Origin of the sequence: Planosporangium mesophilum (assembly GCF_016863255.1) — a bacterium.
Lineage (GTDB): Bacteria > Actinomycetota > Actinomycetes > Mycobacteriales > Micromonosporaceae > Planosporangium > Planosporangium mesophilum.
The window spans coordinates 16,945-40,676 of sequence record NZ_BOON01000008.1; the positions used below are offsets into that span (position 1 = coordinate 16,945).

24 protein-coding genes and 1 pseudogene are annotated in these 23,732 nt (G+C 71.4%); 16 read left to right on the forward strand and 9 right to left on the reverse strand.

Translation table 11 applies throughout. From position 1 onward, the window contains the following. The first annotated feature begins 10 nt into the window (after positions 1 to 10). The 5 genes from Pme01_RS05500 to Pme01_RS05520 all read left to right on the forward strand — a co-directional run bounded on the left by Pme01_RS05500 (position 11) and on the right by Pme01_RS05520 (position 4,721). A complete protein-coding gene (locus Pme01_RS05500) occupies positions 11 to 1,069 on the forward strand; it encodes a HoxN/HupN/NixA family nickel/cobalt transporter (protein ID WP_168117541.1) in 1,059 nt (352 codons plus the stop codon). Positions 1,070 to 1,077: 8 nt separating this feature from the next. After that, positions 1,078 to 1,680 (forward strand): precorrin-8X methylmutase, encoded by a 603-nt coding sequence (locus Pme01_RS05505; protein WP_203935455.1) that lies wholly within the window; start codon positions 1,078 to 1,080, stop codon positions 1,678 to 1,680. After that, the gene (locus Pme01_RS05510) at positions 1,677 to 2,531 is read left to right on the forward strand and encodes a sirohydrochlorin chelatase (RefSeq protein WP_168117543.1); all 855 of its coding nucleotides are present in this window, start codon (positions 1,677 to 1,679) and stop codon (positions 2,529 to 2,531) included. Before Pme01_RS05505 ends, Pme01_RS05510 begins: the two co-directional genes overlap by 4 nt. A 91-nt stretch (positions 2,532 to 2,622) precedes the next feature. After that, entirely contained in the window at positions 2,623 to 3,465 is an 843-nt protein-coding gene (locus Pme01_RS05515; RefSeq protein ID WP_203935443.1) for a hypothetical protein, read from the forward strand. 38 nt (positions 3,466 to 3,503) lie between these two features. Next, positions 3,504 to 4,721: an NUDIX hydrolase gene (locus Pme01_RS05520; protein ID WP_203935444.1), complete on the forward strand. Its 1,218-nt coding sequence runs from the start codon at positions 3,504 to 3,506 to the stop codon at positions 4,719 to 4,721. 94 nt (positions 4,722 to 4,815) lie between these two features. Here the strand turns inward: Pme01_RS05520 and Pme01_RS05525 are convergent. Further along, positions 4,816 to 4,991 (reverse strand): annotated as a pseudogene (locus Pme01_RS05525) (transposase); the annotation flags it as partial. Positions 4,992 to 6,388: 1,397 nt separating this feature from the next. Further along, entirely contained in the window at positions 6,389 to 6,718 is a 330-nt protein-coding gene (locus Pme01_RS05530; RefSeq protein ID WP_203935445.1) for a hypothetical protein, read from the reverse strand. 203 nt (positions 6,719 to 6,921) lie between these two features. Between Pme01_RS05530 and Pme01_RS05535 the strand changes: the two genes are divergently transcribed. Further along, positions 6,922 to 7,119: a hypothetical protein gene (locus Pme01_RS05535; protein ID WP_168117527.1), complete on the forward strand. Its 198-nt coding sequence runs from the start codon at positions 6,922 to 6,924 to the stop codon at positions 7,117 to 7,119. Between the two features lie 178 nt (positions 7,120 to 7,297). Continuing rightward, on the forward strand, positions 7,298 to 8,785 hold the full coding sequence (locus Pme01_RS05540; RefSeq protein WP_168117545.1) for a chitinase: 1,488 nt from the start codon (positions 7,298 to 7,300) through the stop codon (positions 8,783 to 8,785). 128 nt (positions 8,786 to 8,913) lie between these two features. On the opposite strand, the gene Pme01_RS05545 is transcribed toward Pme01_RS05540, so the two are convergent. Beyond that, positions 8,914 to 9,471, reverse strand: a complete 558-nt coding sequence (locus tag Pme01_RS05545; protein ID WP_168117546.1) for a hypothetical protein — start codon at positions 9,469 to 9,471, stop codon at positions 8,914 to 8,916. Between the two features lie 27 nt (positions 9,472 to 9,498). On the opposite strand from Pme01_RS05545, the gene Pme01_RS05550 reads away from it, so the two are divergent. Together Pme01_RS05550 and Pme01_RS05555 are read left to right on the forward strand one after the other, a co-directional pair. Beyond that, positions 9,499 to 10,185: a response regulator transcription factor gene (locus Pme01_RS05550; protein ID WP_168117547.1), complete on the forward strand. Its 687-nt coding sequence runs from the start codon at positions 9,499 to 9,501 to the stop codon at positions 10,183 to 10,185. Between the two features lie 71 nt (positions 10,186 to 10,256). Next, on the forward strand, positions 10,257 to 11,609 hold the full coding sequence (locus Pme01_RS05555; protein WP_239088039.1) for a HAMP domain-containing sensor histidine kinase: 1,353 nt from the start codon (positions 10,257 to 10,259) through the stop codon (positions 11,607 to 11,609). A gap of 246 nt (positions 11,610 to 11,855) precedes the next feature. Here the strand turns inward: Pme01_RS05555 and Pme01_RS05560 are convergent, their stop codons facing one another. Beyond that, positions 11,856 to 12,971 (reverse strand): site-2 protease family protein, encoded by a 1,116-nt coding sequence (locus Pme01_RS05560; protein ID WP_168117548.1) that lies wholly within the window; start codon positions 12,969 to 12,971, stop codon positions 11,856 to 11,858. A 78-nt stretch (positions 12,972 to 13,049) separates the two neighbouring features. Here Pme01_RS05560 and Pme01_RS05565 point away from each other — a divergent pair, with 78 nt between their 5' ends. Both Pme01_RS05565 and Pme01_RS05570 read left to right on the forward strand, forming a co-directional pair. Beyond that, complete coding sequence (locus Pme01_RS05565; protein ID WP_203935446.1) at positions 13,050 to 14,384, forward strand: phenylacetate--CoA ligase family protein; 1,335 nt, start codon at positions 13,050 to 13,052, stop codon at positions 14,382 to 14,384. A gap of 24 nt (positions 14,385 to 14,408) precedes the next feature. Continuing rightward, entirely contained in the window at positions 14,409 to 14,549 is a 141-nt protein-coding gene (locus tag Pme01_RS05570) for a hypothetical protein (RefSeq protein ID WP_168117549.1), read from the forward strand. Here the strand turns inward: Pme01_RS05570 and Pme01_RS05575 are convergent. Next, the gene (locus Pme01_RS05575) at positions 14,546 to 14,737 is read right to left on the reverse strand and encodes a DUF2795 domain-containing protein (RefSeq protein WP_168117550.1); all 192 of its coding nucleotides are present in this window, start codon (positions 14,735 to 14,737) and stop codon (positions 14,546 to 14,548) included. The genes Pme01_RS05570 and Pme01_RS05575 overlap by 4 nt on opposite strands. 93 nt (positions 14,738 to 14,830) lie before the next feature. Between Pme01_RS05575 and Pme01_RS05580 the strand changes: the two genes are divergently transcribed. From Pme01_RS05580 to Pme01_RS05590, 3 genes are all read left to right on the forward strand, one after another. Beyond that, positions 14,831 to 15,037, forward strand: coding sequence for a DUF3072 domain-containing protein (locus tag Pme01_RS05580; RefSeq protein ID WP_168117551.1), 207 nt, complete (start codon positions 14,831 to 14,833; stop codon positions 15,035 to 15,037). Between the two features lie 361 nt (positions 15,038 to 15,398). Further along, a complete protein-coding gene (locus Pme01_RS05585) occupies positions 15,399 to 17,003 on the forward strand; it encodes a tetratricopeptide repeat-containing diguanylate cyclase (RefSeq protein WP_168117552.1) in 1,605 nt (534 codons plus the stop codon). Between the two features lie 73 nt (positions 17,004 to 17,076). Further along, positions 17,077 to 17,685, forward strand: coding sequence for a bifunctional 4-hydroxy-2-oxoglutarate aldolase/2-dehydro-3-deoxy-phosphogluconate aldolase (locus Pme01_RS05590; protein ID WP_168117553.1), 609 nt, complete (start codon positions 17,077 to 17,079; stop codon positions 17,683 to 17,685). Positions 17,686 to 17,699: 14 nt separating this feature from the next. Here Pme01_RS05590 and Pme01_RS31380 read toward each other — a convergent pair whose 3' ends face one another. Next, positions 17,700 to 17,822, reverse strand: a complete 123-nt coding sequence (locus Pme01_RS31380) for a hypothetical protein (protein ID WP_275408497.1) — start codon at positions 17,820 to 17,822, stop codon at positions 17,700 to 17,702. A 112-nt stretch (positions 17,823 to 17,934) separates the two neighbouring features. Here Pme01_RS31380 and Pme01_RS05595 point away from each other — a divergent pair, with 112 nt between their 5' ends. Beyond that, positions 17,935 to 19,512, forward strand: a complete 1,578-nt coding sequence (locus tag Pme01_RS05595) for a serine/threonine-protein kinase (RefSeq protein WP_168117554.1) — start codon at positions 17,935 to 17,937, stop codon at positions 19,510 to 19,512. Positions 19,513 to 19,523: 11 nt separating this feature from the next. Here the strand turns inward: Pme01_RS05595 and Pme01_RS05600 are convergent, their stop codons facing one another. From Pme01_RS05600 to Pme01_RS05610, 3 genes are read right to left on the reverse strand one after another with little or no spacing between them, the layout of a single operon-like run. After that, positions 19,524 to 20,660, reverse strand: coding sequence for a hypothetical protein (locus Pme01_RS05600; RefSeq protein ID WP_203935447.1), 1,137 nt, complete (start codon positions 20,658 to 20,660; stop codon positions 19,524 to 19,526). Then, positions 20,657 to 21,919 (reverse strand): glucarate dehydratase family protein, encoded by a 1,263-nt coding sequence (locus Pme01_RS05605; protein ID WP_168117556.1) that lies wholly within the window; start codon positions 21,917 to 21,919, stop codon positions 20,657 to 20,659. Before Pme01_RS05605 ends, Pme01_RS05600 begins: the two co-directional genes overlap by 4 nt. Further along, complete coding sequence (locus Pme01_RS05610) at positions 21,916 to 22,827, reverse strand: 5-dehydro-4-deoxyglucarate dehydratase (RefSeq protein WP_168117557.1); 912 nt, start codon at positions 22,825 to 22,827, stop codon at positions 21,916 to 21,918. The genes Pme01_RS05605 and Pme01_RS05610 overlap by 4 nt, the downstream gene beginning before the upstream one ends. 117 nt (positions 22,828 to 22,944) lie before the next feature. Between Pme01_RS05610 and Pme01_RS05615 the strand changes: the two genes are divergently transcribed. Then, positions 22,945 to 23,727 (forward strand): IclR family transcriptional regulator, encoded by a 783-nt coding sequence (locus tag Pme01_RS05615; RefSeq protein WP_168117558.1) that lies wholly within the window; start codon positions 22,945 to 22,947, stop codon positions 23,725 to 23,727. Positions 23,728 to 23,732: the final 5 nt, after the last annotated feature.

Consider the following 23,732-nt stretch of genomic DNA (forward strand, 5'->3'; position numbering starts at 1 on the left):
AGGAGGATGCATGACCGTTCGTGAAGCGGCGGCGCCGGTCGGGGCGTGGACCCGGGCCGAGCGCGCGCGCCTGTCCGGCATCGTGGCGACCGTCGTGCTCCTCAACGTCGCCGGCTGGTCGCTGTACCTGTACTACAGTACGAGCCTCGCGGCGGCCAGTGCGTTCGCCGGGGCCGGTACCCTCGCCTACGTCCTCGGTATCCGGCACGCGTTCGACGCCGACCACATCGCCGCGATCGACGACACCACCCGGCTCATGCTGCTGCGCGGTCGCCGGCCGGTCGGGGTCGGGTTCTTCTTCGCGATGGGGCACTCCGCCGTCGTCGTCGTCCTCGCCCTCATCGTGGCGTTCGCCGCGCGCAGCCTCAACGTCGAGCCGTTCCAGCATGCCGGCGCCCTCCTCGCGACCGTCGTCGCGGTCGTGTTCCTGCTGGTGGTCGGCGTCCTCAACGCCACCGTCCTGGCGAGCATGGTGAAGCTGTGGCGGGGCCTGAGCCGGGGCGAGGTGGACCAGGCCGCGATCGACCGGGAACTGGTCAACCGGGGCCTGATGAACCGGATGCTCGGCGGCCGGATACGCGGCCTCATCCGCTCCAGTTGGCACATGTTCCCGGTCGGGCTGCTGTTCGGCCTCGGCCTGGAGACCGCGAGCGAGGTGACGCTGCTGTCGCTGCAGGCGGCCACCGCCTCCCAGGGTGCGGTACCCGCGCTGGCCGTGCTCACCCTCCCGCTGCTGTTCGCCGCCGGGATGTCCGCGATGGACACCGCCGACTCGCTGCTGATGACCCGGGCGTACTCGTGGGCGTACCGTCACCCGGCCCGGCGGCTGTACTACAACCTCGCCACCACCGGGATGACCGTCGTCGTCGCGCTGTTCGTCGCGTCGGTCTACCTGGCCGGGCTGATCACCGAGGTCACGCCGGTCACCGGCCCGCTGGCCTCCTACGCGGCAATCGCCGACCACTTCGAACTGCTCGGCTACGTCATCGTCGGCGCGTTCGTGCTGGCCTGGGGCGGCGCGGTCGCCGCCTGGAAGCTGGGCCGCTTCGACCAGAGGTACACGTCGTGACCCGAGTCGTGGCCCGGGTCGTGCACCCCATCGAGGCCGAGTCGTACCGGATCCTCCGCTCCCTTGTGGACACCTCCACCCTGCCGTCGCGTACCCGGGACGTGACCGAGCGGATCATCCACACGACCGCGGACCCCGGCTGGCGCGACGACCTGGTCACCGACGAGGCGGCCCTCGAAGCGGGCGCGGCCGCGTTGGCCGCCGGCGTCCCGCTCGTGGTCGACGTCGCAATGGTGGCCGCCGGCATCACGCGGTACCCGTCGATCTGTCTGGTGAGTAGCCCGACGGCGCGCGACCTGGCCGCCCGGTCCGGGCTGACTCGGTCCGCGGCGGCCGTCCGGCTCGCGGCGGAGCAGGCCCCGGATGGCGCGGTCTGGGCCGTCGGCAACGCGCCGACCGCGCTGTACGAACTGATCCGGCTGGCCGAGTCCGGCTCGGTACGCCCGGCGCTCGTCGTCGGACTGCCGGTCGGGTACGTCGGCGCCGCCGAGTCCAAGGCCGCGCTGCGCGCCGCCGGCCTGCCCCAACTGTCCAACGTCAGCGCGCGGGGCGGCTCGGCCGTGGCCGCCGCGGCGGTCAACGCCCTGCTGTACGGAGACCCACTGTCATGACCACCCCTTTGCTGATCGCCGGGCACGGTACCGCCGACTCCGCCGGTGCCGAGCAGTTCCGCCAGTTCGTCAAGCGGGTCGACGGCCTGCTCGACGCGCCGGTCGCCGGCGGTTTCATCGAGCTGTCCAACCCGCCGATCGCTTCGGCCGTCGACGGGTTGGTCGGGACAGGGGCCCGTCGGGTCGCCGCCGTGCCGCTGATGCTGGTCGCCGCCGGGCACGCCAAGGGTGACATCCCGGCGTCACTGGCCCGGGAGCGCCAGCGACACATCGGACTGTCCTTCGTGTACGGTCGTCCGCTCGGCCCGCACCCGACGATCCTCGCCCTGCTCCGCGAGCGGCTGGCGGAGATCTCGCCGGACCCGGACACCATGGTGCTGCTGGTCGGCCGGGGCTCCACGGACCCCGACGCCAACGCCGAGGTGGCGCGGGCCGCCCGGCTACTGGCCGAAACGAGACCGGGCGCCGGGGTGGAGTACGCCTTCGTGTCGCTGGCGGAGCCGGGGGTGGCAGCCGGTCTCGAGCGGTGCCGCCTGCTCGGCGCCGGGCGGGTCGCGGTGCTGCCGTACTTCCTGTTCACCGGCGTACTGCCGCGTCGCGTCGCGGCCCAGGCCGCCGACTGGTCTTCGTCGTCGGGTGTGCCGGTTGACACCGCCGAGGTGATCGGCGACTGCGACGGGCTGGCGTCGCTGGTCGTGGAGCGGTACGACGAGGCACTGCGCGGAGAGGCACGGGCCAACTGCGACGCCTGCCTGTACCGGATCGCCCTGCCCGGGCACGAGCATCGGGTCGGGGCACCGCAGATGCCGCATGATCATCCGCACGATCACGCGCACCCGCACCCGCACTGAGTCGACCGGCCACTCTCTGCTCGCATGGACGGATACGGCAAAGCCTACGAAGTGGACCGAACCAGGTGGATGGCGATGCCATGATCAGGGCATGCATGTCCGCGTTGCCACGGAGGCCGGTTCATCCGACACGCCGAACGAGGATCGGGTTGTCGTGGGGACCGACCTTCTGGTCGTCGTCGACGGTGCCACCGCTCGTACCGACACCGGATGCGTTCACGGCACAGCCTGGTACTCGGATCACCTCGCCGATGCCGTACTACGGTATCGCCATCTCGGACCTTCTGCGGCTCTTGCCGCTGGCATCCGCCGGACCGCGCAGCGCCATAGCCGTACGTGCGATCTGGACCACCCAGGTTCGCCGTCGGGGTCGGTCGGCATCGTCCAGGTCGACGGCGACCAGCTGCGTTATCTCGTCCTTGGTGACGTGACGGTCGTCATCGACACGGGAGCCGGCGAGTTTGTCGTCGTTGACGACCGGGTGAGTCGGATTGCGTCCACGGAACGAGCAGCTGCCGACGAACTACCGATCGGCTCGAAGGGAAAGAAGGCCGCGCTGGCCCGGATGAAGCGCGCCGAGCTTGCCGCGAGAAACCGGGCGGGTGGGTACTGGATTGCGGCCGGCGATCCCGCCGTCGTCGATCAGGCGTTGACCGGTGCGGTTCCGCTGGCGGGAGTGCGCCGCGGTGCGATTCTGACTGACGGGGCGGCGCGGGCCGTCAGTACCTTTGCGCTGTACGACTGGGCCGGTGTTCTCGATCTCCTGGCGACTGCGGGGCCACACGCCCTGGTCAACGAGGTAAGGGCCGCTGAGTCACAGGACGTGCGGGGCACTCGTTGGCCACGGAACAAGACATCCGATGACGCGACGGTGGCCTACTTCGCCGGCTTTCCGAACGAGGCACGCCGCTCGGTCGGTGACGGAGGTGCGTGAGCTGCCTATAGTGGCGATCATCTGTACGTGATGGTGCCGTGCCGTCATCCGAACCCGATGAGGCCGAAAGCATGATTCTGCTCAGAATCTTCCTGGGCCGGTTCCTTCGTTGGTCCGTTCGGCACACCTGGTCGCTCGTCATCGGCATCGTCTTGCTGGTTGTCGAGGTGGTCGGCCTTGCCGGGTCCTCAGTGTTTTTCCGGGTGGCGGCCCTGCTGTCCGTCGGCTATGGCGTCTTCGAGATCGTGCGCAAAGCAACCGACGACTGGCAGAGGCTGCAGCGTATCTACGAACGTGAGCGGCCGGATGGGCCGGTGGTCGGCCAGTACGAAGCTCCATACGACGGATGGGAAGAGATCGAGCTGAATTCGTGGCGGGCGGTGACCGACGCGCGCATCAACGCTCGCCTCATCCATGGTGAAAAAATCGCGATCGAGCGCACTCCCGAGCTCTGGCTGCCCAGCGGAAGGTATGAGGAGCTACGAAAGCTGCTCAGGGTCCGACTTGACGCCGATGAGAAGAAGATAAGGCTGTCCCGGGACTTCCTGTCCGACAGTGCGACGATTTCGCTCCAGCAGACGGTTTACTCGGCATTTCTCGTCACCAACCGTCTTGGTCTTTACAAACTCAGGGAGCGCGGAAGCGAGCGGGAGATACTTGATTCCGAGGAGGTTCTGCTCCGTGCAGGCAGGATTCCGACGTTCGATCGAAGCAGGTGCTCCAACCACCTTGGCGTCGACGTGCTCGCGATCTCGTCGGATGGCCGGATTCTCGTAACCAGGCAGAGCGCCGGCAACCAGGTGAGTCGCGGGCTACTCGCGTCGTCCGGTAGTGGTTCGGTGGACTGGGATGATCTCCATGAGCAGGATGAACTGGTCACCCTGCTTGCTCGAGCGATGCGCCGCGAGATGTGTGAGGAGTTGGGCCTGCATAGTACGGAGACGCCGGAGTTGGGTTCAATTCTTCCCTTGGGATACGCCCGTTTCAGCCACCTCGGTGGGAAGCCTCAATTCTTCGGGGTGGCCAGACTTGACGCGGCGAACGGGCGAGTGCAGGGAATCGAAAGCCGCTACATCGATGATCATTTGACCATCCACTTCGATCCGGGGCGCGGTGTCGACGAACTTGTTCAGAAGATCGACAAGTTCGAGTCGAATCATCGCAACGAGATGTCGTTTCCGCTCCACGTCAACTTCCAGATGATCCGGCGTTGGCTGGCCACCGACGATCAGGCCGGCGCCTGGTTGGGTCTATAGCGGCCAGTGGGCAGGATGAGGCGTCCCGCACTCAGAGCTCCTGACGGATGGTCATTTGCTGAGGCGGCGGTAGCAGATGATGGCGCAGGCCAGCGAGGCGGTCGGCGCCCTGTAGTTCGGCCAGCAATAGCGCGTGCAGTTGCTGCCACACTCCGGCCCGGTTCCATTCCTCCAGACGCCGCCAGCAGGTCATCCCGGACCCGAACCCCAACTCCCGGGTAGGAGCGCCCACGGGATCCCGGGGTGCCGCACGAACAAGATTCCGCACAGCGGTTGGGGCGGGAGTGGACGCTCACGCCCTAGGCGTTGTGAACGGTTGGCGGAGACCCCTCCGGTCGTTCGGGGATGCGGTTCCGCTCGGGGGACCAGGTGAGTCGGCGGTGCGGTCGGGGCGTAGCGTTGCGTGAAAGAGGCATTACTCTGGGTGCGCTGATGTCGTTGGCCGTCCTACCCGGATCGCTGGCGATGCCGCCGTGGCGTGCGTCCCGTGCGTGCTCTACCTGTAGGCGTTGGTCCTCAAGTTCTGTGCGTGATCGGCCTGTTCGCTTACTCGGCGACTAGCTTCGCGGTCCCTGCGGCTAGCGTCGGAAGGAACAGGAAGATGAACATTCAACCGCCTGACCGACCACGACGACTCACGAGGTCGCGTCGCGAGAAGGTCCAAAGGGCGGTGATGGGCACGATTACCGCGCTGGCGGTGGCGTTCGCCGTTGCCGGCGCGGAGTTGAGTAACCCGAACCTGTCCGCGGACGCGGCATCCCACCACCCGAACCTCGTCACGCTGGCGAACGGCCGGGCCGGTCCGCTCGAGGCTGGTCTGCCCCTGTCCTACGCGCAGCAGCCGGTATCGGTGCCGGTCCCGGGCGTCTACCCCGTCGACAACGTGGTCTATCACGACAGCGTGTGGACCGTCAGCCTGGACCAGATGTGGGTGGTCTCCGCCCAGCAGTTCGTCACTTTCGTAAAGATCACGAACCTGACAACCGCTCCGCGGACGTTCACCTGTACCCGTACCGACTATCTGCGGATCGTCAGTGGTCAGGTGATCAACCCGGTCAACACCTACTGCACCACGTTCCCGCGTAAGCAGGTCGTCATTCCGGGGCGTGGCTACTTCCGGGACTTCGCCGTATTTCCCGTTGCTCCTCCGGCCAACGCGAAGATCACCGTTGTCTGGCAGCCGGCGACGGCCCCTCCGGCGACCGTCTCGAACATCACCATCAGCGCACCGGCTCAGGTCTTCACCTCGAATCAGGTAACGATAATCGGGTCCCGGATCAACAATCTGCTCACGGTGCAGGGTGCGCCGAGGCCGTTGGACCCGGTCGGTCCGGTGCTGCCGGCGCCGTCGCTGCCGCCTCGTTCTCCTTCGCCTCCGCCGGCCACGGCGACGACGAGTCCGCCTCGTTCTCCTTCGCCTACGGCGACGACGACGAGTCCGCCTCGTTCTCCTTCGTCTCCGCCGCCTGCGGCGACGACGAGTCCCGCCGCGCCGCCCCCACCGCCGCGGACGACGACAAGTCCGCCTCCACCGCGGACCACCACGAGTCCTCCTCCGCCACCGACGACTACGACGACCACGAGTCCGCCTGGGGCGACGACGAGTCCGGCCGCGCCACCGCCGCCTCCACCGCTGACCACCACGAGTCCTCCTCCACCGCGGACGACTACGACGACAAGTCCGCCGCCTCCGCCGACGACCACGAGTCAGCCTGGGGCGACGACGACTCCGGCCGCGCCTCCGCCGACCGCCGCGAGTCCTCCTCCGCCGCCGCCGACGACGGGTCCGGCCGTGCCTCCGCCGACCGCCACGAGTCCTCCTCCTCCGCCGCCGCCGACGACGGGTCCGGCCGTGCCTCCGCCGCCTCCGCCGACGACGGGTCCGGCCGTGCCGCCTCCGCCGCCTCCGCCGACGACGGGTCCGGCCGTGCCGCCGCCTCCGCCGACGACGGGTGAAGTTCCGGGTGCGCCGGTTGCTCCGGCGCAGCCGACCGCACCCGGCGAGCAGCCAGGGATGCCGCCGGGCGCTCCGGCTCAGCCGACTCCGGGTGAACAGCAGCCTGGTATGCCGGGCGCTCCGGCGCAGCCGACCGCACCCGGCGAGCAGCCAGGGATCCCGCCGGGTGCTCCGGCGCAGCCTACGCCGGGTGAGCAGCCGGGTGGTCCGGCTCAGCCGACGCCGGGCGAGCAGCAGCCTGGTATGCCTGGTGGTCCGGCGCAGCCCGCTCCCGGTGAGCAGCCGGGTGGTCCGGCTCAGCCGACTCCGGGCGAGCAGCAGCATGCGCCTGAGATGCCGGGTGGCCCGGCCCAGCCCGCTCCCGGTGAGCAGCAGCAGGGTGGACCGGCCCAGCCCGCTCCGGGCGAGCAGCAGCAGGCGCCCGTTCAGCCGCAGCAGTGAGCCAGGAACCCGCGGCGTAGGGGACGCGACCCCTACGCCGCGGTCCTCGAGGAGGCCCGCTGTAGCGGCACCCGAATAAACAGTTAACAAACCTTGACATTAATCGTCGCATCGGGTTGCATCGATGTCCACGCGGTACGGGGTGGCCCCGGCGGGCCGCGTCCCGAAGGAGTTGTGCATGCGCGGATATCGGTATGTGCTGGCCGCCAGCACGGTCGCGGCAACGGTCACCGGCGCGGTCGTCCTGATCGTCGGACCGGTCGCGGCGGCCACGAACACGATCGCCAACCCCGGCTTCGAGTCCGGGTTGGCCGGCTGGTCCTGTCCGGCCACGGCCACCGCCGTCACCGGCCACGCTCACAGCGGTAGCTACGCACTGCAGGGGGCGGCGAGCAGTAACGACAACGCCCAGTGCACGCAGACCGTCGCCGTCGCGCCGAACACCACGTACACCCTGTCGGCGTACGTCAACGGCGCCTACGTCTACCTCGGCGCGACCGGCACCGGCGGGGCCGACCCGAGCACCTGGACCCCGGGTACGGGCGGTGGCTACCAGCAGTTGTCGGTCACGTTCACCACCGGCGCCGGTACCCGCAGCGTCACCGTGTACCTGCACGGCTGGTACGGCCAGGGCAGTTACTACGCCGACGACGTCACCATGCCCGGCCCCGGCGGCACCCCGCCACCGCCAGCGACGCCGACGCCGACGCCGAGCACGTCACCGACGACGGCGCCGCCCCCACCCCCGCCTCCACCGGGCGGCGGACCGCTGCCGAGGCACGAGCTCACCGGGTACTGGCAGAACTTCAACAACGGCGCCGCCGTGCAGCGGCTGCGCGACGTCGCGGGCGACTACGACCTGATCGCGGTGGCCTTCGCCGACACCGACCCGAGCGGGCCGGGCAAGGTCACCTTCAACGTCGACTCCGGGCTCTCCTCGGCGCTGGGCGCGTACACCAACGCCGACCTCAAGACGGACGTCGCCACCCTCCACTCGCGCGGCAAGAAGGTGGTCATCTCGGTCGGCGGCCAGAACGGCACCGTCTCGGTGGGCGACCCGGCCGCCGCCAACAACTTCGCCACCAGCGTCTACAACCTCATGCAGGCGTACGGCTTCGACGGCGTCGACATCGACCTGGAGAACGGGGTGAACCCGGACCAGATGGCCTCCGCGCTGCGGACCCTGCGGAGCCGGGCCGGTTCCGGCCTCGTCATCACGATGGCGCCGGAGACGATCTTCATGCAGTCCGCGTCGTCGACCTACCTCTCGCTGGCCCTCAAGATCAAGGACATTCTGACCGTCGTACACACCCAGTACTACAACTCCGGGTCGATGAACGGCTGCGACGGCAACGTGTACTCGCAGGGCACGGTCGACTTCATCACGGCGCAGGCCTGTATCGCCATCCAGGCCGGGCTGCGCCCGGATCAGGTGGCGATCGGCCTGCCCGCTTCGTCCAGAGCTGCCGGGAGTGGGTACGTGGACCCATCGGTGGTGAACAACGCTCTAGACTGCCTCGCCAGGGGGACCGGGTGCGGTCGCTTCAGGCCGGCCACGCCCTGGCCGGACATCCGCGGTGCGATGACCTGGTCGACCAACTGGGATACATCCGCCGGAGGTAACTGGTCACGTAGCGTGAAGGGACACCTGGGCACACTTCCGTAGAGCCTTCTTCCCCAACAGAAAGCCGGTGGGGTGCGCGTCCGGCCAGGCGCACCCCACCGGCGCTGTTCATGATCGTCACAACGTGCGGGACGGCTGGGGATTCGCCAGCAGGCCTCGATCCGAACCCGTCAGTCGACGCTCTCGGTGACCTCCCCGTACGGGCCGTTCCACCAACGGACCCAGATTCGCGAGGTCTTGCGGTTGCCGAAGAAAGACACCATGACCGAGTCGACCCCGTACCGGGTGACGTTGACCGTGTACCCCGCCCTGGGGGTGCTGGACGAGACCTGTACCGCGTCCTTGGTCATGAAGAAGTCCGCGTCGCCGCCGACGGTGTGGAAGACCCGCTTGAACCCGTCGCCGCTGGGCTGCCAGCCGCCGGTGCCGGTCGCGGGGGAGCCGGACACGGGGCCGCCGGACCCGGCCGGCGGCGCGGGCGGGCTGCCCGGGGCCGCGGAAGGGTCGGACGATGGCGAGGAGGAAGACGACGACCCGGGGGTGGACGGCGAGGCGGCGGGCGGTGCCGGGACAACCCGGCGCAGCTCGGCGGCCGACAGCGGCGCCGTACGGGTCGGCGCGGCGGCGGCCAGCACTGACCGGATCCCGAGCCAGGACGCACTGACGGTGATCGCCGCCGCTACGGACCACGCGAGGAGGTAGGCGAGCCGGCGCTGCACGCGCCCCATCTTGCCCTACCCGATACGGTGCTCACCATGGCCACGGTCCTATTGGTCGAGGACGACCACATCATCCGCGCGGCTCTCCTGCGCTCGCTCACCGACCGGGGGCACACGGTCCACGCGGTCGGGACCGCGCTTGACGCGCTGCGCCGAGTGGCGTCCGACACGCCGGACCTGATCGTGCTCGACCTCGGCCTGCCCGACCTGGACGGGGCGGACGCGCTGCGGATGCTGCGCGGGATCGCCGACGTGCCGATCATCATCGCGACCGCCCGGGACGACGAGACCGAGATCGTCCGGCTGCTCAAGGCCGGTGCCGACGACTACATGGTCAAGCCCTTCACCAGCGCCCACCTCGACGCCCGGCTAACCTCGGTCCTGCGCCGGGCCGGCCGCGCCAGCCGGGAGGAGCCGGTCGTGATCGACGCCGGATCGCTCCGGGTCGATGTCGGCCAGCGCCTGGCGTACCTTGACGACCAGCCGTTGACATTGACGCGCAAGGAGTTCGACCTGCTGGCATACCTGGCCGCGCGGCCGGGTCGGGTCGTATCGCGGCGAGAGCTGCTGGAGGAAGTATGGCGGCAACCGTCGGTGGGCGAGGACCAGACGATCGACGTCCACCTGTACTGGTTGCGCCGCAAGCTGGGCGAGAGCGCGGCGAAACCCAGGTTCCTACACACCGTGCGGGGGGTCGGCTTCAAGTTCGCGGTACCGGCCTGAGGCGAGCCCTGGCGTACGTCTGTGTGGCCGTGACGGCCATGGTCGCATTGGCGTTCCTCATCCCACTCGGCATGGTCGTTTCGCAATTGGCGCGGGAACGGGCGCTGTCGGACGCCGAGCGGCAGACCGCCGTCGTGGTTGCGGTCCTGACCGCCACCACCGACCCGATCGCGGTCGACCGGGCGATCGCCACGACCGGCGGGCCGACGGCCGCCCGCGTCGCCGTACACGGCCTCGACGGTGGGAGCGTCGGGCAGCGGCACGCCCGCGCCGAGGAGATCGCCGGCGTGGCCAGGCAGCTCAAGTCCCTCGTCGTGGACGTACCGGGCGGCCTGTCCTACCTCGAACCCGTCGACATCGGCGCCGACCGGACCGCGGTGGTGGAGGTGTTCATCCCGAGCGGCGAGCTGACCCGCGGCGTGCCGGCCGCGTGGTACACCCTGACCGCCGTCGCGCTCGTGCTGGTCGTCGCGGCGGTGTTGGTCGGTGACCGGCTCGCCGCGAAGGTCGTCTCGTCGGCCCGCGGGCTGGCCGACGCCGCCGTTGCGCTGGGCAACGGCCGGCTCGACGTACGGGTGGAGCCGAGCGGTCCGCGTGAGCTGGCCGAGGCGGGGCTCGCGTTCAACGCCATGGCCGAACGGGTGAAGGTGCTGCTGGACAGCGAACGGGAACTGCTGGCCGACCTGTCGCACCGGCTGCGTACCCCGCTGACCGCGCTGCGGCTGGACGCCGAGACCCTCGACGACGGCCGGGCCGGGCAGCGCATCCGGCACGCCATCGGCAACCTCGAACTGGAGGTCGACGAGATCATCCGGGCCGCCCGGAAGTCGGGCCCGGCCGCCGCGGTGGAGCAGGGCGAGGCGACCGGCTGCGACGCCAGCGAAGTGGTGCGGGAACGGATGAAGTTCTGGTCCGCGGTCGCGGGCGACCAGGGGCGGCGCTGCGAGGCGGTCGGCGTGAACGAGCGGGCACCGGTACCGGTGCCGCGCGCCGAACTGGCCGCCGCGCTGGACGCCTTGCTGGGCAACGTGTTCCGGTACACCCCCCAGGGCGTGCCGCTGGAGGTGACGGTGTCGCGGCGGGACGGGTACGTGGCGATCCGGGTCGAGGATGGCGGCCCGGGCATCGCCGATCCCGACCGCGCGCTGCGCCGGGGCGAGACCAGCCACGGGTCTACGGGCCTCGGTCTCGACATCGTCAAGCGGGTCGCGTACTCCGCCAACGGGGCGGTCAACATCGCCCGTGGGCGGCTGGGCGGCGCCAGCATCGTGGTCCTGCTCGCCGACGCGGAGTGGGCCCCGCCCACGTCGAGCCGGTTCGGGTTCGTCGGCCGGCTGTCGCGGGACCCGGCCGAACGGCGTCGCAAGCGGGTCGAGAAGGGCGGAGCGGAGTCCCCGCTTCACGGCTCGGCAAATCTTTCTTAGGTCTCGGTTAATAAGCCCCCGGTGGCGGCGCGGAACCCACTACGGTCTGACGTAGTTCCCACGCGGACGGTCCGGGCGTTACCCCCCGTTCCACATCCCACACCCGGTGCCCGGTACGTCCAGCGCGCGGCGGGGCCGACAAGGCCCGGTTCGGCTCCGCCGCCGCACATCCCGAGTCAGGGAGGCCGGCGTGACGTCAGGTGAGCCCGACACGGAACCCACGGCCGTGCTCCCGAGCTTGCGTGCTCAGGAGTGGCCGGCCAGTTCGGTGGCCCGGACCATGTCGGCCTCGCTGACCACGCCCACCAGGAGGTCGTCCTCCACGACCAGGACCAGGCCGTACCGCGCCAGGGCCGGCGCGATCTCGGCCGCCGGCCGGGACGCTGACACCACCGGTACCTGGTCGGGCTGGGTCGCGACCTGGGACAGCGGGGTCCGCTCCCGGGCGTCGGCGGGTACCCGCGCCACGTCGGCCAGGCGCACCACGCCCGCCGGCCGGCCGTACCAGTCGCGCAGTGGGAACGCCCGGTGATGTGCGCGGGAGGCGACCGTACGGGCGAAGTCGCCCACGCTCTGCTCCGGGTTCCCGCTCAGCGGATAGGGGTTCATGACCTCGCGTACCGGTACCTGTCCCAGCATCGAGCGGTACCGGGCGCCGGCCTCCTCGGCGGTGGCCGCGGAGACGAGGAACCAGCCGACCAGGGCCATCCACAGTCCCCGGAGGCGACCGGTGAAGAGCACCTCGGCCAGGCCGGCCATGACCAGGACCAGCCCGAGTCCGTGCCCGGCGCGGGCCGCGGCCAGGCTGGCCCGGTCCCGGTCGCCGCGCACCCGCCACAGGACCGCGCGCAGCACCCGTCCGCCGTCCAGCGGCGCGCCGGGGAGCAGGTTGAAGATCGCCAGGACGCCGTTGATCAGCGCCAGCCAGATCAGCGCGGCGGTGAGCACCGCCGGCGCGCCGGCGACGGTCGTCACGACGGCCGAGCCGGCGAAGGCGGCACCGGCGAGCACGCTGGTCAACGGGCCGGCCGCGGCGACGAACAGGTCGGCGCGGGCGTGCGGGGCCTCGTCGGTGAGCTCGGCGACGCCGCCGAGCAGCCACAGGGTGACCCGCTGCACGCGGATCCCGTAGCGTCGCGCGACGAGGGCGTGGGCCAGTTCGTGGGCGAGCAGCGAGACCAGGAAGAGCACCGCCGCGGCGACGGCCATCGTCCAGTAGGCCCAGGCGGGCTGGCCGGCGGCGCTGGTCGGCAGCACGGAGGTGGCCAGCCCCTGCACCAGCAGGGCCATGATGACCAGGACCGACCAGTGCACCCCGACCGGGATGCCGGCCACCCGCCCCAGCCGCAGCGTCTGTCCCATCGTCACCCCTCCCAGTTCGACGGTCCTCCGAACGAGTGATCGATACCAGTGCCGATGGGCCCGCCCTAGGGTGTGACCATGAATCCGCCCGCAGACACCGCCGATGTTGTCTTCGATCCCGCCGAAACCATGTCCGCCGATGAGCGGACCGCCCTGCAGACCGAACGGCTGCGGGGACTGGTGGACCGGTTGCTGGCCGCCGACGGCGTGCTCGGGCGCCGGCTGCGCGCCACCGGCGTCGACTCCGGTGCCGGGTTGAGCCTGGCCGACCTGCCCCGGCTGCCCCAGACGACCAAGGCCGACCTGTGGGAGCACTACCCGCTCGGGATGCTCGCAGTACCGGCCGAGGAGGTGGCCTGCATCCACGGCTCGTCGGGTACCGGTGGCCGGCCGACGCTGGTGGGGTACACCGCGGGCGACGTGGCGACCTGGGCCAACGTCATGGCGAGGTCGCTGGTCGGTGCGGGCGCCACCCGCTCGTCGCTGATCCACAACGCGTACGGGTACGGCCTGTTCACCGGTGGCCTCGGGGTGCACCACGGGGCCGGCGCGCTGGGCGCGACCGTGGTACCCGTCTCGGCCGGCATGACCCAGCGGCAGCTGCGGCTCATTCAGGACCTGCGCCCGGACGTCCTCACCTGTACCCCCTCGTACGCGATCTACCTGGGCGAGGCGTTCGCGGCCGCGGGCGTGGCGCCGGCGGAGACCGGGCTGCGGGTCGGGGTACACGGCGCCGAGCCGTGGACCGATGCGATGCGGGTACAGATCGAGCGGCTGCTCGGCATCCGGGCACTCGACATCTACGGCCTGTCCGAGATCACCGGCCCCGGCGTGGCCTGCGAGACGCTCGACTCCGAGGGCTGGCTGCACGTCCAGGAGGACCACTTCTACGTGGAGGCGCTCGATCCGCTCAGCGGCGAGCCCGTACCCGACGGGCAGCTCGGCGAGCTGGCCTTCACCACGCTCACCAAGGAGGCGCTGCCGCTGCTGCGCTACCGCACCGGCGACCTGGCCCGGTTGAACCGCGCGCCCGGTCCGGGCAAGCGCACCACGGTACGGATGAGCAAGCTGACCGGGCGGGTCGACGACATGCTGGTCATCCGCGGCGTCAACGTGTACCCGAGCGAGGTCGAGCAGGTCGTCCTGGCCGACCCGGCCGTCGCGCCCCAGTACCTTCTCGTGGTCGACGCGCGGACCGCGCAGCCCAGGTTGGCGGTCTGTGCGGAAGCGGCGGGGGACTTCACCCCCGAGGTGGTCACCGCCCGGCTCGGCGGGGCGCTGCGGGAGCGGCTCGGCCTGTCCTGCGAGGTCGTCCTGGTGGAGCCGGGGCAGCTGCCGCGCACGGAGGTCGGCAAGGCGCGCCGGCTGATCCGTTGGGACGGCGGGGAGCCTCCGGTGCCGGGGTTGCGGTAGAGCCACGCGGGGTAGAGCGGTGGCATGACTGAGGAACAGGTTCCGTCGCTGCAGGTCCCGGAGGCCGGCGACATCCCGGCTGAGGACGCGACGTCGCCCCAGGTCGAGCAGGCCCGGGACCGGGACCAGGCCGAGGGCGACGTCGACCAGGAGGACGAGGTCTAACGCATGTCGCCGACGGCCTCGCTGACGTCGTTGGGGGAGTTGAACCGGTCCCGGGGCAGCTCCTGCAGTGTGCGCACCACGTTGTCGTCGGCGCCGTTCTCCCGGGCGCGTTGCAGGAGGGTGTTCTTGTCGGCCGGGTAGTCGATGCCCTTGAGGAACTTCTGCAGCTGGATCGGGTTCACCGTCATGCCCGGCGGTTACCCCGCGTCTCAGATGCCATGCATGCCTTGCTCCGCATACGGGTATGGGAACAGGTGTTCGAGCATCCGAAAGGTGGAGAAATGAGCGACCCGCAGGAGAACCCGCAGTCGGCGATCAAGGACCCGGACGACTGGAAGACCGGCGACGAGCCGCCCACCGGCGCCCAGCGGTCCTACCTGGAGACCCTGGCGACGGAGGCGGGGGAGCAGGTCCCCGAGACCCCGACGAAGGCCGAGGCGTCGAAGAAGATCGACGAACTGCAGGAGAAGACCGGGCGGGGCGCCTGAGACCCAGGGGGGCACGGCTGCTCGGGCTTGCCGGCCGGGACCGTAGACGTACGCGGTCGCCGGACACCGTCACCGGGCGAAGGTACCGCCGGTAACGGGCGGGGTGCGCCTGCTTCCGCCGCGCGCTTTGCTCTGCTCCCGCTTCGGCATCACCGGTAGCAGCGCTACGCCTGATGACTATCCGGCAGCAGAGCAAAGCGCGCGGCAGGCACCGGTGGGGTGGGCGGCGTGACCAGGGTGGAGGGGGCCCCCGAACCGGATGATCTAGTCAACAAATCCTCATTCCGGCCTCTTCGCTGCCGACCTGCGCCAAGGATCGTTCTCCGCGCGTACGGGAGCGGCCGCTCGCGAGGAGGACGACATGGGCACAGGCGTCGACGATCGTCGCCTGCCCGTCTTCCCGGACCCGCTCGGCGGCTTCAAGGTCCTGGTCATGCGGATGCACGAGCTGACCATCAAGGGCCGCAACCCTGAGGCGCTGCGGGCCGCCGACGTCTTCGAGTTGATCGCGCGACTGGCCGGCGACGCCCGAGGCCTGAAGTTCGCGGTCCAGACCCGGATGTACGCCCTGATCGGGCTGGGCCGGCTGCAGGAGGCGCTGGCCGCCGGTGAGTCCCTGCTGCGGCAGCACCGGGCCGCCGGGAACACCGTGGACGAGGCGAAGACGCTCGCGGACGTCGCCGAGATCCTGATCCGGCTGGGTCGCCTGGATGAGGGGCTCCAGTCGGTGGCGCGCGCGATCATCCTGCTGGACCAGGCCCCGCGAGCCCATGCCCGTTACCTGTCGGCGTTGTCCTCGCTCGGCGACGCCGCCCGCGCCGCCGAGCTGTACGAGCTGGCCGACACGTCGGCGCGGAGCATGACGGACGGTCGCCCGGAGGGCCACCCCGACCGTGAGGCCGGTGAGCTGCAACGCGCCGAGTTCCTGGTGGAGTGGGCCCTGCGCCTGGAGCACATCGGCCGCGCCGACGAGGCGATCAGCCGGTACCAGCTCAGCGAGCGGCTGCTCGGGTACTGGGTGGAGGTGTACCGCCGCGCGGGCCACCCGGCGGACGCACCGCTGGCCACCGCACTGCTCGCGATCGCGCTCGTCAAGCTCGGCCAGGTCGACGAAGCCGTGGCGCTGGCCGGGCCGATGATCGTTCCGATGCGGGACCGGGGCCAGTTCCACGAGGCCAGGCTGGCGCACCTGGCGTACGGCATTGCGCTGCGTGCGCGGGGTGACTACCGCGAGGCGCGGCGGGAGTTCGTGGCCGCCGAGGAGCTGACCGCGAGCGCCGGGCAGACGACCCAGCGGTTGATCATTCAGCACGAGCTGGCGCTGCTGGCCGTCGCCGAGCATCCCGAGGCGGGGCGGCACGTGCTGACCGCACTGCGGGCGCAGGCCCAGCACCTCTGGAGCCTGCGGCTGGAGCGGATCGCGATGCTGCGGCAGGCCCGCCGCCGGATGGAGCTGGAGGCGGAGTGGACCCGCGCGGACGCGGCGGCGTTCCAGGACCCGCTCACCGGCCTGGGTAACCGCCGCCGGTTCGACCAGCAGATGGCCCTCCTCGACCGGGGCGTCGAATCCAGGCCGAACCGGCTCGTCCTGTTGCTCGTCGATGTCGACAAGTTCAAGGACATCAACGACACGTACTCGCACGGCGTCGGCGACCGGGTCCTCGTCGAGATCGCCCGGGCGCTGCAGGGGCACTGCCGGCGCGCCGACGTGCCGGTGCGCTTCGGCGGCGACGAGTTCGCGATCTTCGTGCCCGGGGACCTTGCCACCGCCGCCCGTATCGGCGAGCGGATCCGCCGCAGCGTCGCCACGTACCCCTGGCACGAGATCGCGCCCGGCATGCGCGTGACCGTCAGTATGGGTGCCGCCGCGCTTCGTGACGGCATGGTCGCTGGCCACCTCTTCGACGCCGCTGACCGGCAGTTGTACGCCGCCAAGCACCGCGGCCGGGACCAGTTGGCCGCGTAGTCGATCTCCGCCGGGGGTGGCCGCGACCGGATGCGCGCGGCATGATTGGCGTCGATGCCCACGGGAGGACCCGATGACCACACTGGACGGCATGCTCGACGGCGTACGGGTGATGGTGATCCTGCGGGCGCTGGGCCCGCAGCAGACCGTCGAACGGGCCGAGGCGGCGTGGGCCGCCGGGGTGCCCTTGATCGAGGTCACGATCGGTACGCCCGACGACGTGCCGTCGCTGCGCGCGGCGGTGGAGGCCAGCCGCGAGCGCGGGCTCGGGGTGGTCGCCGGCACCGTGGTCACACCCGAGGCGGTCCGGGTCGCGGCCGACGCGGGTGCGGTCTTCACGGTGGCGCCCGGGCTCGACCCGGACGTCGTCGCCGCCAGCGCCGAGATCGGCCTGCCGCACGTGCCCGGCGTCGCGACCCCGAGTGAGGTGCATCGCGCCGTCCACTTGGGCTGTCGCTGGCTCAAGGCGTTCCCCGCGGTCAGCCTCGGGCCGCAGTGGTTCTCCGCGATCCGCGGGCCGTTCCCGCAGGTGCGGTTCGTCGCCACCGGCGGGCTCAACCCCGTCAACGCCGGGGCGTTCCTGGATGCCGGCGCCGCCGCGGTGGGGCTGGGCTCGGCCGGCGACGACCCGGCGGCCCTGGCGGAGCTCGCCGGTGCTCGCCCTGGCGCCCTGTCCCGGTGACGCCCGGCTGACGCTCAGCGCAGCACGAGGTTGGCGAGCACGGTCAGCACGACCGAGGCGACGATCGAGAACAGGATCATCAGCAGGCAGCCCAGGCCGCCGCCGAGCGGGCGGACCTCTACACCTCCGATACGCATGCCCGGTCGATACCCGTTCGAGGTCGATGCCAATCCACCCGTACCGTAACCGCCGTTCGTGCGTTGAACGTCCCGGATGAGAATCTGGCGACGAGGCGAGGACTCAGGACAGGTGAAGAGCGAAACCGCGGGCGCGGACACGCCCACCGCGTGCAGCGGTCGCGTACTGACGCCCGACGGCACGATCGAGGACCGCTCGTACGACCTACTTGAGGAGATCGGCAGCGGCGCGGCGGCGACGGTGTGGCGGGGGCGTGACCGTGCCAGCGGCCGGGAGGTCGCCGTCAAGGTCCTCCACGAGGAGCAGGTCGGGCACCCGAAGGCGGTCGCGCGGTTCCTGCAGGAGCGGTCGATTCTGCTGTCCCTGCGTCACGACAACATCGTGCGGGTACGCGATCTGATCGCGACCGCCGACGGCATGCTGGCGCTGGTCATGGACCTGGTGCACGGCGGGAACCTGCGCGAGTACCTCGCCCAGCGGGGCACCCTGCCGATGGGTGAGGCGGCGACGCTGCTGGCGCAGGTGGCCGACGGGCTGAACGCCGCCCACGTACGGTCGGTGGTGCACCGTGACCTCAAGCCGGACAACGTCCTGGTCGACCGGGCGCTGGACGGCAGCCCGCGGGCCCGGTTGACCGACTTCGGCATCGCGCGGGTCCTCGACGAGCCGGGGATGACCACGTCCGGGGCGGTCATCGGTACCCCCAACTACATGGCCCCCGAGCTGATCGAGGGTGGCCTGCCCGGCCCGGCCGTCGACGTGTACGCCCTGGGCGTGATGTTCTACGAGCTGCTGCTCGGGCGGCCGCCGTACGCCGACCAGTTGCAGAGCACGATCCTGGTCCGGCACCTGCGGGGTGCGCCGCGCAAGCGGGCCGGCATCCCGAAACGGGCCTGGGCGGTGATCCAGGCCTGTCTGAACCGCGACCCGGCCCGCCGCCCGTCGGCCGCGGCCCTCGCGGTCGACCTGCGGCGGCTCGCGCTCGAGTCGGCCGGCGTGGCGTCACTGCCGAGACTCGCCGACGACATCCGCGGTGCCGGTCGCCGGCCCCGCCGGGTGGCCCTGTCCGCCTGGATCGTCGCCGCCGCGGTGGTGGTCTCCGGGGTCGCCGGGTTCGGTGGGCGGCATCTGCTCGGCGGGTACCTCCGGAACGAACCGGGGCACGCCGCCCGCCCGTCCGGTCCGGCAGGCGCCCACGCCGCCTCCCGACCGAGCGCGCCGGCCGCGAGCGCGGTCGCGGCCACGCCTTCGCCGGCGCCGTCGGCGTCCGCCAGGAGCCGGACGGCGCTACCCGGGGGAGTCGGCGGCAGCGCGGCGGTGAAGCTACCGCCGGTGTTCGGCGCGTGGCAGTGCTCGACGCGCATCGCGTACGCCGGCGGCAACCAGGGGGCGCTGGTCCGGCCGTGCTACACCACCGGTCCGGCGGTGCGGATCAAGGCCTCCATGCTGGGCGGGCAGTCCGGCATGAGGGTGGACCTGACCGTGGCCCTGCACGACGCCGACACCGACGCCGCGGTGGCGACGAACACGTGCCCCGGCCTGGCGCCCACACAGGCCGCGCCGGAGATGAGCTGCGGGCCGTTCGACCACCAGCCGCCGCACGGTCACCGGTACGTCGTCGTGCTGAGCTGGAAGTACTACGCGCCCACGCCCGGTGGTTCGGCCCGCGGCGAGGTGTTCAGCTGGTAAGCCCGTCGGCGTTACGGGGAGCGCCAGGTCTCCACCATCCCCCGCAGGTCGGGTAGCCGCCAGGCGGGTGCGAGGCCCAGGTGGTACAGGCTCAGCCGGGACGCGCCCGCGGCCCGCAGCCGGTCCAGGTGGGCCGGCAGGTCGTCCGGGTCGGCAGGCGGCAGCACCGTGACGTACGCGTCCACCGGCCGGCCCGCGGACGCCGCGCGCGCCACCAGGTCGGCGGTGGCGGGCTGAGGCGACCAGCAGGGTACGAGGACCGCGTCGACGTCGGCCGCGGCGGTGGGCGTCAGCCCCGGCGACGCGCCGGTCACCCACGGGTCGGGGTGGGCGTGCAGCGTCACCGGCGCGCCGGGAGCCTCCTCGCGTACCCGCGCGAGCACCCGGGCGCGCAGCGCGTCGGTGGCGGCGTGCCGGGCGGCCAGCACCTCGTCGAGGTCGTCCACATCGGAGGGTTCACCGAGAGCGTCCGCGTGGACCGCGGCGCGCAGGCCGCAGACCACGCGGTCCGGGTCGAGACCGCGCTCGCGCCACCCGGCCCGGCACGCGGCGCAGCAGCAGACCGACAGCAGTCGCTGCGCGTACGGCGTCCACGCCCCGTCGGTCTTCTCGTGGTGGGTGAGGTGGGTCAGGCCGAGCTGGCCGCACGCCTCCACGGACACCTCGTCGACCGGTACGCCCCGCAGCGCCTCCGCCGCCAGGGTCGCCGCGTACCCGCGCACCTCCTCGTGCGTCGGGCACAGCGCGTACGGGTACGCGTCGCCGAAGCAGTTGACGACTGCCAGGTCGGGGTTGGCGGCCCCGAGCCGGGTGTTGTGGGTGAGCACGATCCAGGCGGCCACCGTCAACCCGGCCGCGCGCAGGCTCGCGGCGGCGGTCGCGAACGGGTCGGGCTCGGCCATCCAGCGGGGGCCGAGCGGCGCCAGTCGGCTGCCGCGCCACGCCTCCTCCCGGACCGGCCGGTACAGCGCCGCGTGGTCGGCCGTGACGACCTGGTGTGCCGGGTGCAGGGGAGTGGCCGCCCGGGTGGAGTGGTACGCGGCCGCGAGCGTCACCGTGTCCACGCCGATCTCGCGTACCCGGCCGACGAAGTCGGGGTCACCGAGCACGTCCCACGGGTACGCGTGCCCCGCGATCCGGCCACTCACCACCGTGGCCTGCGCAGTTCGTAGTCGGGTTGGAACTGCCTCATGTACCCGACGTCGTCGCGCTGCCGGATGCCGCAGCGCAGATAGTCGGCGTGCATCCGGGCCAGGGCGTCCCGGTCCAGGGTCACGCCGAGGCCGGACGCGTCCGGCGGGGTGACCGCACCGTCCACGAAGGACAGCGGCTGCTCGACCACGTCCACCCCGAGCTGCCAGGGGGTGTGCGTGTCGGCCGCGTACGTCAAATTCGGTGTCGCGACGCCCAGGTGGGCCATGGCGGCCAGGCTGATGCCAAGGTGGCTGTTTGAGTGCATGGACAGCCCCACGCCCCAGGTGGCGCAGATGCCGGCCAGTCGCTGGGAGGCACGCAGCCCGCCCCAGAAGTGGTGGTCGGAGAGGACCACGCCGACGGCGCGCCGTTCGAAGCCGGGCTTCACGTCGGCGAACGTGATCACGCACATGTTGGTGGCCAGCGGCATCGATGCCTCGCGGGCGACGGCAGCCATGCCCTCGATGGTCGGCGTCGGGTCCTCGAGGTACTCCAGCAGCCCATCGGTCTCGCGCGCGACCTTGATCGAGGTGTCGACGCTCCAGGCGGCGTTGGGATCCAGTCGCAGCGGGTGGTCGGGGAACTGCGCGCGCAGCGCCCGGATCGCCTCGATCTCCTGCTCCGGTTCGAAGACCCCACCCTTGAGCTTGATCGACGTGAAGCCGTACCGGTCGATCATCCGCCTGGCCTGAGCGACGATGCCGGCCGGGTCGAGCGCCTCACCCCACTCGTCCGGCTCGGCGCCGGGATGTGCGGCCCACTTGTAGAACAGGTACGCCGAGAACGGCACCGACTCGCGCGCCCTGCCGCCGAGCAGTGCCCACAGTGGACGGCCGACCAGCTGGCCCTGGAGGTCCAGGCTGGCCACCTCGAACGGGGAGAGGACCCGCAGTACCGTCTTCTTCACGGTCGAGTGGCCGGTCAGCCCGTGCAGGTCGGGCACGTCGACCCGGCCGACCGCGGCCGAGACCCGGCGGGTCAGGTCGGCCAGGTCGAACGGGTCCACCCCGACGACGGCCTCGGCGGCCCGGCGGACCAGTTCCAGGTGGGGCGCGTCACCGTACGTCTCGCCGAGGCCGACCAGGTCGTCGCCGACGCGCAGCTCGACGATGGTCCGCAGAGCCCAGGGCTGGTGGACCCCGGTGGCGTTCAGCAGCGGCGGGTCCGGAAACGCGATGGGCGTGACGACGACCTCGGTCACCCGCTCGGTCATGCGAGCGCCTCCCGGCCCCGCTCGATGATGGCGGCCAACTGTTCGACGTGCCCGGGGCCGGCGTCGACCAGCGGCGGGCGTACCGGGCCCACCCTCAGTCCGGACAGTCGCGCGCCGGCCTTGACCAGCGCCACCGCGTACCCGGGGACCTGGTCGCGCAGCGCCACGAACGGCAGGTAGAACTCCGTGAGCAGGGCCTGTACCCGGGCGTCGTCGCCGGCGCCGACGGCGCGGTGGAAGGCCGTGGCGATGTCGGGGGCGAAGCAGAGCACCGCCGAGGAGTAGCTGTCGACGCCGATCGCCCGGTACGCCTGTACCGACATCTCGGCGGTGGGGAGCCCGTTGAGGAAGGAGAACTCCGCTGCGCGCGGGTGCCCGCTGGCGCGTACCGCCGTGACCAGGCGCAGCATCGCGACGACGTCGCCGCGGCCGTCCTTGATTCCCGCCACCGTGGGCACGTCCAGCAGTTCGACCGCGGCGGCCGGGTCGAGCACGGCGTTGTCGCGCTGGTACACGACGATCGGCAGCGGCGTGGCCCCGGCGACGTAGCGGACGTGCCGCACCAGCCCGGCCGGGGTGGACCGCACCAGGTACGGCGGGAGCAGCAGCAGCCCGTCGGCTCCGCTGTCGGCCGCGGCCAGGGCGAACTCGCGGGCCTGTTGCGGGCCTCCGCCGGTACCGGCGAAGACCGGTACCCGACCGGCGGCGAGCCGTACCGCCGTGGCGACGACCGTGCGGTACTCGGCCAGCGACAGGGCCGTGTACTCGCCGGTGCCGCACGCGACGAACAGCCCGCCCGGGCCGGCGTCGAGCTGCCGGGACACGTGCTCGGCGAAGACGTCGACGTCGACGGTGTCATCGGCGGCGAACGGGGTCAGCGGGAAAGACAGCAGCCCGGTGATTGACACGCCGCCTCCTGTCTACATATGTGGACAGCTTCCGTGGACTTGGAAGCTATAGGGCCAAGGTATCGATCGGTACCATGACGGTCAACACATCGAAACATGTAGAGACGGGAAACGGAGATGGCGCAGCCCGGCGACGACCGCGGTCACCTGGTCAAGTCCGCGGAGCGCACCGTGCGCATCCTCGAGACCCTGGCCGCGTCGCCGCACAAGCTCACGCTCTCCGAGCTCCAGGATCGTGTGGGGTACCCCCGCTCCAGCCTGCACGCGTTGGTACGCACGCTGCGCGACCTCAAGTGGGTCGAGTCCGACGACGGCGGGTCGGCGATCGGAATCGGACCGCACGCGCTGCTCTCCGGCACCGCCTACCTCGACAAGGACCCGGCGTTGCCGTACGCCCACGACGCCCTCGAGGACCTGCGCGGGGAGGTCGGGTACACCATCCACTACGCGCGCCGCGACGACGGCCACATCATCTACCTCGCCTCCCGCGAGTCGCGCGACTCGGTACGGGTCATCCCGCGGGTCGGGCGGCGGCTGCCCGGCTACCTCACCGCGCTGGGGCAGGCACTGCTGGCGCAGTTGACCACCGACGAGGTGGACGCGCTGGTCTCGGCCGATCTCGTCGCCCACACGGCGAACACCATCACCGATCGCGAGGCGCTGCACCGCGAGCTGGAACAGGTACGGGTACGGGGCTGGGCCTTCGAGCGGGAGCAGGGCACCGTGGGGGTGGCGTGCGTGGCCGCCCCGGTCGACTACCGGATCCCGGCCACGGACGCGATCAGCTGTTCTATGCCCTCGGAACTGGCAGGCGGCGAGGAGTTGGAGCGGGTGGCCAAGGCCGTCGTCGCGCACACCCAGCGGCTGGCGCTGACCCTGCGGCGGGCGGGAATCCGCTGACCCGG

Coding starts and splice junctions, on each gene's coding strand:
- Pme01_RS05500 (WP_168117541.1), top strand. CDS start 11: ATGACCGTTCGTGAAGCGGCGGCGCCGGTCGGGGCGTGGACCCGGGCC.
- Pme01_RS05510 (WP_168117543.1), top strand. CDS start 1,677: ATGACCACCCCTTTGCTGATCGCCGGGCACGGTACCGCCGACTCCGCC.
- Pme01_RS05515 (WP_203935443.1), top strand. CDS start 2,623: ATGCATGTCCGCGTTGCCACGGAGGCCGGTTCATCCGACACGCCGAAC.
- Pme01_RS05535 (WP_168117527.1), top strand. CDS start 6,922: ATGCCTGGTGGTCCGGCGCAGCCCGCTCCCGGTGAGCAGCCGGGTGGT.
- Pme01_RS05540 (WP_168117545.1), top strand. CDS start 7,298: ATGCGCGGATATCGGTATGTGCTGGCCGCCAGCACGGTCGCGGCAACG.
- Pme01_RS05545 (WP_168117546.1), bottom strand. CDS start 9,471: ATGGGGCGCGTGCAGCGCCGGCTCGCCTACCTCCTCGCGTGGTCCGTA.
- Pme01_RS05550 (WP_168117547.1), top strand. CDS start 9,499: ATGGCCACGGTCCTATTGGTCGAGGACGACCACATCATCCGCGCGGCT.
- Pme01_RS05555 (WP_239088039.1), top strand. CDS start 10,257: ATGGTCGTTTCGCAATTGGCGCGGGAACGGGCGCTGTCGGACGCCGAG.
- Pme01_RS05560 (WP_168117548.1), bottom strand. CDS start 12,971: ATGGGACAGACGCTGCGGCTGGGGCGGGTGGCCGGCATCCCGGTCGGG.
- Pme01_RS05565 (WP_203935446.1), top strand. CDS start 13,050: ATGAATCCGCCCGCAGACACCGCCGATGTTGTCTTCGATCCCGCCGAA.
- Pme01_RS05570 (WP_168117549.1), top strand. CDS start 14,409: ATGACTGAGGAACAGGTTCCGTCGCTGCAGGTCCCGGAGGCCGGCGAC.
- Pme01_RS05575 (WP_168117550.1), bottom strand. CDS start 14,737: ATGACGGTGAACCCGATCCAGCTGCAGAAGTTCCTCAAGGGCATCGAC.
- Pme01_RS05580 (WP_168117551.1), top strand. CDS start 14,831: ATGAGCGACCCGCAGGAGAACCCGCAGTCGGCGATCAAGGACCCGGAC.
- Pme01_RS05585 (WP_168117552.1), top strand. CDS start 15,399: ATGGGCACAGGCGTCGACGATCGTCGCCTGCCCGTCTTCCCGGACCCG.
- Pme01_RS05590 (WP_168117553.1), top strand. CDS start 17,077: ATGACCACACTGGACGGCATGCTCGACGGCGTACGGGTGATGGTGATC.
- Pme01_RS31380 (WP_275408497.1), bottom strand. CDS start 17,822: ATGCGTATCGGAGGTGTAGAGGTCCGCCCGCTCGGCGGCGGCCTGGGC.
- Pme01_RS05605 (WP_168117556.1), bottom strand. CDS start 21,919: ATGACCGAGCGGGTGACCGAGGTCGTCGTCACGCCCATCGCGTTTCCG.
- Pme01_RS05615 (WP_168117558.1), top strand. CDS start 22,945: ATGGCGCAGCCCGGCGACGACCGCGGTCACCTGGTCAAGTCCGCGGAG.